The following is a 4651-nucleotide window of genomic DNA, read 5'->3' as shown; positions in this document are numbered from 1 at the left end:
TTATCCTGAATTATTCATGACCATTCAAAAAAAGCTGTGGACAGACTAAATTTTAGTCTAAACCACAGCTTTTTATCGTTTTGATTTTAAATTTGAGTCAATTGATACTCCAAATCTCTAAAAAAGGGTAGACTCCCCCCTTGGTGATGTGTTTCTCTAAAAAATATCTCATTTTCAAAGAACGACTTCAGTCACTTACTCTAACTGAATGGCCTGAATCGTTTTTAAACAATGATGGAAAACTTCTTTGTAAGGATGGTGACTACAGAGTTTGAACATGATTCTTCGTGATTGTTTCACTCGCTTGGCAGCGATTTTAATGAGTTTGATCCGTAAGGTTTCAATCTGCATCTTAGAAAACTCATGAGGTAATGTTAATCGTCTGAATCCATTGATGAGATTGTAAGCTAACACCATGAGTTGAATTCGGTTAACATTTGTCATCCAGTGCTTATGACTGACTTTATCCATTCTAAATCCATTTTTACACTCTTTGATATAGTTTTCCATCGTCCCACGTTTAGCGTATAGACTGATAACCATCTCCGGTCTTGTTTCCATGTTCGTCACTAAAAATAAATAATCGGGAATAAGTTCGCCTGCTTTTCGTCTCACTTGAACGATGACACGTCTTGGCCGATCCCAACTTTTTGCTTGATACTCAAACTCCCCATAGAATTGTTGAGAATATTGAAGTGAACACTCTTCCAAAAAAACATCCATTACTTCTTTAGCTAAACGATAGAGAGTAGCATTTGCCTTTAAACGGATCACATAGTTTGTGTTTAACGTTTCGCATAACTTATACAGTTCCTTATGAGCAAATCCACTATCTCCGCGAACGATTCGATAGCTCGATGGAAACCTCTTTTGATAGTGTGATAATAAGGGACCGATAAAAGAAACGATATTTCGTGAGGTATAAACATTCCCCGCACGAAGCTCAACTTTTAAACAGTCTCCAGTCATTCCATCAAAAACCATGAGAGGATGAAAGCCTTGTGCTTGATAGTGGGCATTAAAGGCCTTCCCATATTGATGACCATAGGTTTGAAAATGAGTGGAATCCACATCAAAAATAAAATGATTAGGCGTTTCGACTTGATAAAATTGCGATAATAGTTTTTGATTGATGAGTTCAAATTGCTTGCTTGTTTCCTTCGTCAATCGATGAGTAAAACGAGATAAAGTCGGTTGAGAAGCTAACGAGGGCTTATCAAGCAAAGTAGTTAATAAAGGGTCAACTCGTAACTCATCCGCATCATCAGCACAGTGATAACCAGCAATGGTTTGATAAATTTGTTGGAGACAGAGGTCGTGATTCGTATGAGTTCGAATCGCCTGATCAGTCTCTAAATAAAAATACTGTTTTAAGAGTTCTGGAAACTTCATGTGATGCATAAATTCTTGGATTAACAACAGTCCTGCATCCGACGTTAAATCCCCACCCTTGAAATTAAATTTAATCTTTTTATTGAAACGAAGTTGTTCTTGATGTATCATAAAAATGTAATCTCTCCTTAGTTTTGGTTTGGCGATTAAAACGATATCAAAAGAGAGATTATTTTCATAGTAAAATGCTTCACTTAAAAGGTGAAATAAAAAATAAAGAAAAAGCGTTGATTCCACTAAGGACTCAACGCTTTTTACATTTTTATAGTGAATAATTTAGGTTTATATAAGATTAGGAAGATGATTAAGTAAATATCGTTTAATTCCTTTTCTAAAAATGGTATAACTTTACATAATAAAGAAAATTAACAAAAGGAGGATTATAATGAGAGTTCTAGGAATTATAGCATTTTGTGCCTTACTCTTAACCGGTTGTTCATCAGATGCTGAAAAATTGTTATTTGAAAGCTTTGAAGAAAAATTGGTAAATGAAGATTATGAAGGTTTATATCTTTTATTAAGCAGTGAGTCACAACAAGCAATAACAAAAGAAGATTTTATAACCAGATATACAAATATTTATTCAGGAATTAAGGCCTGCAACATTGACCTTGAAATGGGAGAAATTGATACTGAAAATAAGGTGATTCCTTTCTCATTAACAATGGATACTGTTGCAGGAGAAGTCAATCGTTCTGATTTTGAACTTCCTTTTATAAAAGAGGATAAAGAGTTAAAAGTCATTTGGTCAGAGAGCTTAATTTTCCCGATGATGGAAAGTGGTGATAAGGTCAGAGTCAGCACTCAAACTGCAAATCGCGGAAGCATCCTTGATCGAAATGGAGAAGCACTCGCATCAGATGGCACACTGATTACAATTGGAATCCACCCTGCTATTTTTGATGAGGAGAACAGAGATAATAAAATTAAAGAGTTGGCTAATGTATTAGATATTAGCGAAGAGACCATTACAAAAAAATTAGCTGCGAATTCAAATCCAGACTATTTTGTCCCTATTGTGGATTTACTTTCAGATTCTCCTAAATTACCATTATTAGAAAATCGTCGTAAAGAAGGAATCTTAACGCAAAGTAAGCAAGGTCGAATCTATAAAAATGATGAAGCATTCGGGCGATTATTAGGATATATTAGACCTATTAGCGAAGAAGAACTAAAAGCAGATGAAGAAGGCGTTTATACAACAACCTCAATGGTCGGAAAGGCCGGACTTGAACAAGTATATGAGACAACACTAAGAGGAATTAACGGAGTTGAAATTTATATTGAACGCGATGGTACTAAGGTTGAAACTCTTGCTTTAAAAGAAGCACAACATGGAGAAGATATCAAAATTTCTATCGATTCTTATTTACAAACAACTGTCTATCAAAAAATGAATGGTGAAAAAGGTTCAGCAACAGCCGTCGATCCAACAACGGGTGATATTCTAGCCTTAGTTAGCTCACCATCTTATAATTCCAATTGGTTTACAACTTATATGACAAAAAGCGAACAACAACACCGTGAAGATATCGAGTTCGCCGATGAAAAAAATCGTTTTGCTGCTCTTTACTCACCAGGTTCTACATTTAAATTAATCACAGCAGCAACAGGACTCGAAAATGGAACGCTTGATCCAATTGAAATCAAAACAATCAATGGGAAGGAGTGGCAAAAAGATAGCTCCTGGGGAAATTATCATATTAGACGGATTAATGCTCAAACAAACGTTGCTTTAAAAGAAGCTGTTAAATATTCGGACAATATTTATTTCGGGATCAATGCTCTTGAAATGGGAAGTGAGGCACTGATTAAAGGAGCCGAACAATTTACTATTGGAACAGACTTAGCCATTGGCTATCCAATCAAACAGAGTCAAATTTCTAATAATGGAACGCTTAATCGTGATATTCTTCTTGCAGATACAGGATATGGACAAGGAGAAATCATGGTCTCAACATTAAACATGGCACTTGCTTACAGTGCTTTATCAAATAGCGGAAACATTATGGCTCCCACTCTTATTTTGACCGATAATCACCAACCGAGTGTTCTTAAAGAGTCAGTCATTTCAACACAAAATCTTTCTATCCTACAAGATGCCTTTAGTGCAGTTGTTGAAGATAGTGATGGAACTGGACATTTAGCTAAAATTGATGGAATTAAATTAGCTGGAAAAACAGGAACAGCTGAGATCAAATCATCTCAAGGTGAAACAGGAAGCGAAAATGGATGGTTTATTGCAACAGATTTAGATTCGTCTAACGTATCCATTGCCATGGTTGTAGAAGATGTCCAAGAAGGAGTGGGAACACTCGGCGTTGTCTCAATGGTTAAAGAAGTCCTTGTCGATTATTTAAAATAAATAGCTTTTAACGCTTAAGAAAACTTACAGAAACGCTCTGTAAGTTTTTTTATACTTTAGCTTTCAAAAAAAATCCTAGCAGTCTTGCTAGGATTTTAATTCATTAGTTTCATATTTTAATGGAATAAAAAATGTTTCATCATGTAATGTCTCGATAAAGCCTGTGATTTGGTAAACTTCTTTTAATAAATCTATAGTAAGTACTTCGTTTGTTAAGCCAGATTTAATCACTTTTCCTTGTTTCATGACAATGACTTCATCACTATATTTTAATGCTTGATTAATATCGTGTAGAACCATCACAACAGTTAATCCCTCATCTCGATTTAATTCTTTAACTAATTCTAACACTTCTAATTGATGATAGATATCTAGATAAGTTGTTGGTTCATCCAAGAATAAAATAGGTGTTTTTTGTGCAAGTGCCATCGCAATAAAGACGCGTTGACGCTCACCACCTGATAAACTCATCACAGCTTTAGATTGAAGATGCTTAACTTTAGTTTTTTCCATCGCCCACTCAACAATCTCACAATCTTCTGAATCTGATCGTTGAAAATAGTTTTGATGTGGCACCCTACCAAATTGCACAAGCTCTTCGACAGTCAAATCACTTGGCACTTCGTTTTGTTGATGAACAGTCGCTATCTTCTTAGCTAGTGCCTTATGTTTCATCTCCTGTATCGCTTGATTATCAATTAAAATATTACCTTTTTTAGGTTTATTAATAGCAGATAATAAACTTAATAAGGTTGACTTCCCACTTCCATTAGGACCTAAAATAGTTGTTATTTTACCTTTTTGATTTTGATATTCACATCATTCAATAATTGTTTTGATGAATCATATGAAAATTCTAAGTTATTGACTACTATCATTATTTCAAATCACTCT

3 protein-coding genes are annotated in these 4651 nt (G+C 34.8%); 1 reads left to right on the top strand and 2 read right to left on the bottom strand.

Features of this window, described 5'->3' with window-relative positions:
• Positions 1 to 195: 195 nt before the first annotated feature.
• Positions 196 to 1503: an IS1380 family transposase gene (locus tag J6D32_RS12760; protein WP_055275552.1), complete on the bottom strand. Its 1308-nt coding sequence runs from the start codon at positions 1501 to 1503 to the stop codon at positions 196 to 198.
• A 274-nt stretch (positions 1504 to 1777) separates the two neighbouring features.
• Between J6D32_RS12760 and J6D32_RS12755 the strand changes: the two genes are divergently transcribed.
• Complete coding sequence (locus tag J6D32_RS12755) at positions 1778 to 3757, top strand: penicillin-binding transpeptidase domain-containing protein (protein ID WP_287467732.1); 1980 nt, start codon at positions 1778 to 1780, stop codon at positions 3755 to 3757.
• 87 nt (positions 3758 to 3844) lie between these two features.
• Here the strand turns inward: J6D32_RS12755 and J6D32_RS12750 are convergent, their stop codons facing one another.
• Positions 3845 to 4540: an ABC transporter ATP-binding protein gene (locus J6D32_RS12750; RefSeq protein WP_287467733.1), complete on the bottom strand. Its 696-nt coding sequence runs from the start codon at positions 4538 to 4540 to the stop codon at positions 3845 to 3847.
• Positions 4541 to 4651: the final 111 nt, after the last annotated feature.

This window comes from Turicibacter sp. (assembly GCF_017941855.1).
Classification (GTDB): Bacteria; Bacillota_I; Bacilli_A; order MOL361; family Turicibacteraceae; genus Turicibacter; species Turicibacter sanguinis.
This window is presented reverse-complemented; position numbering and strand designations above follow the sequence as displayed.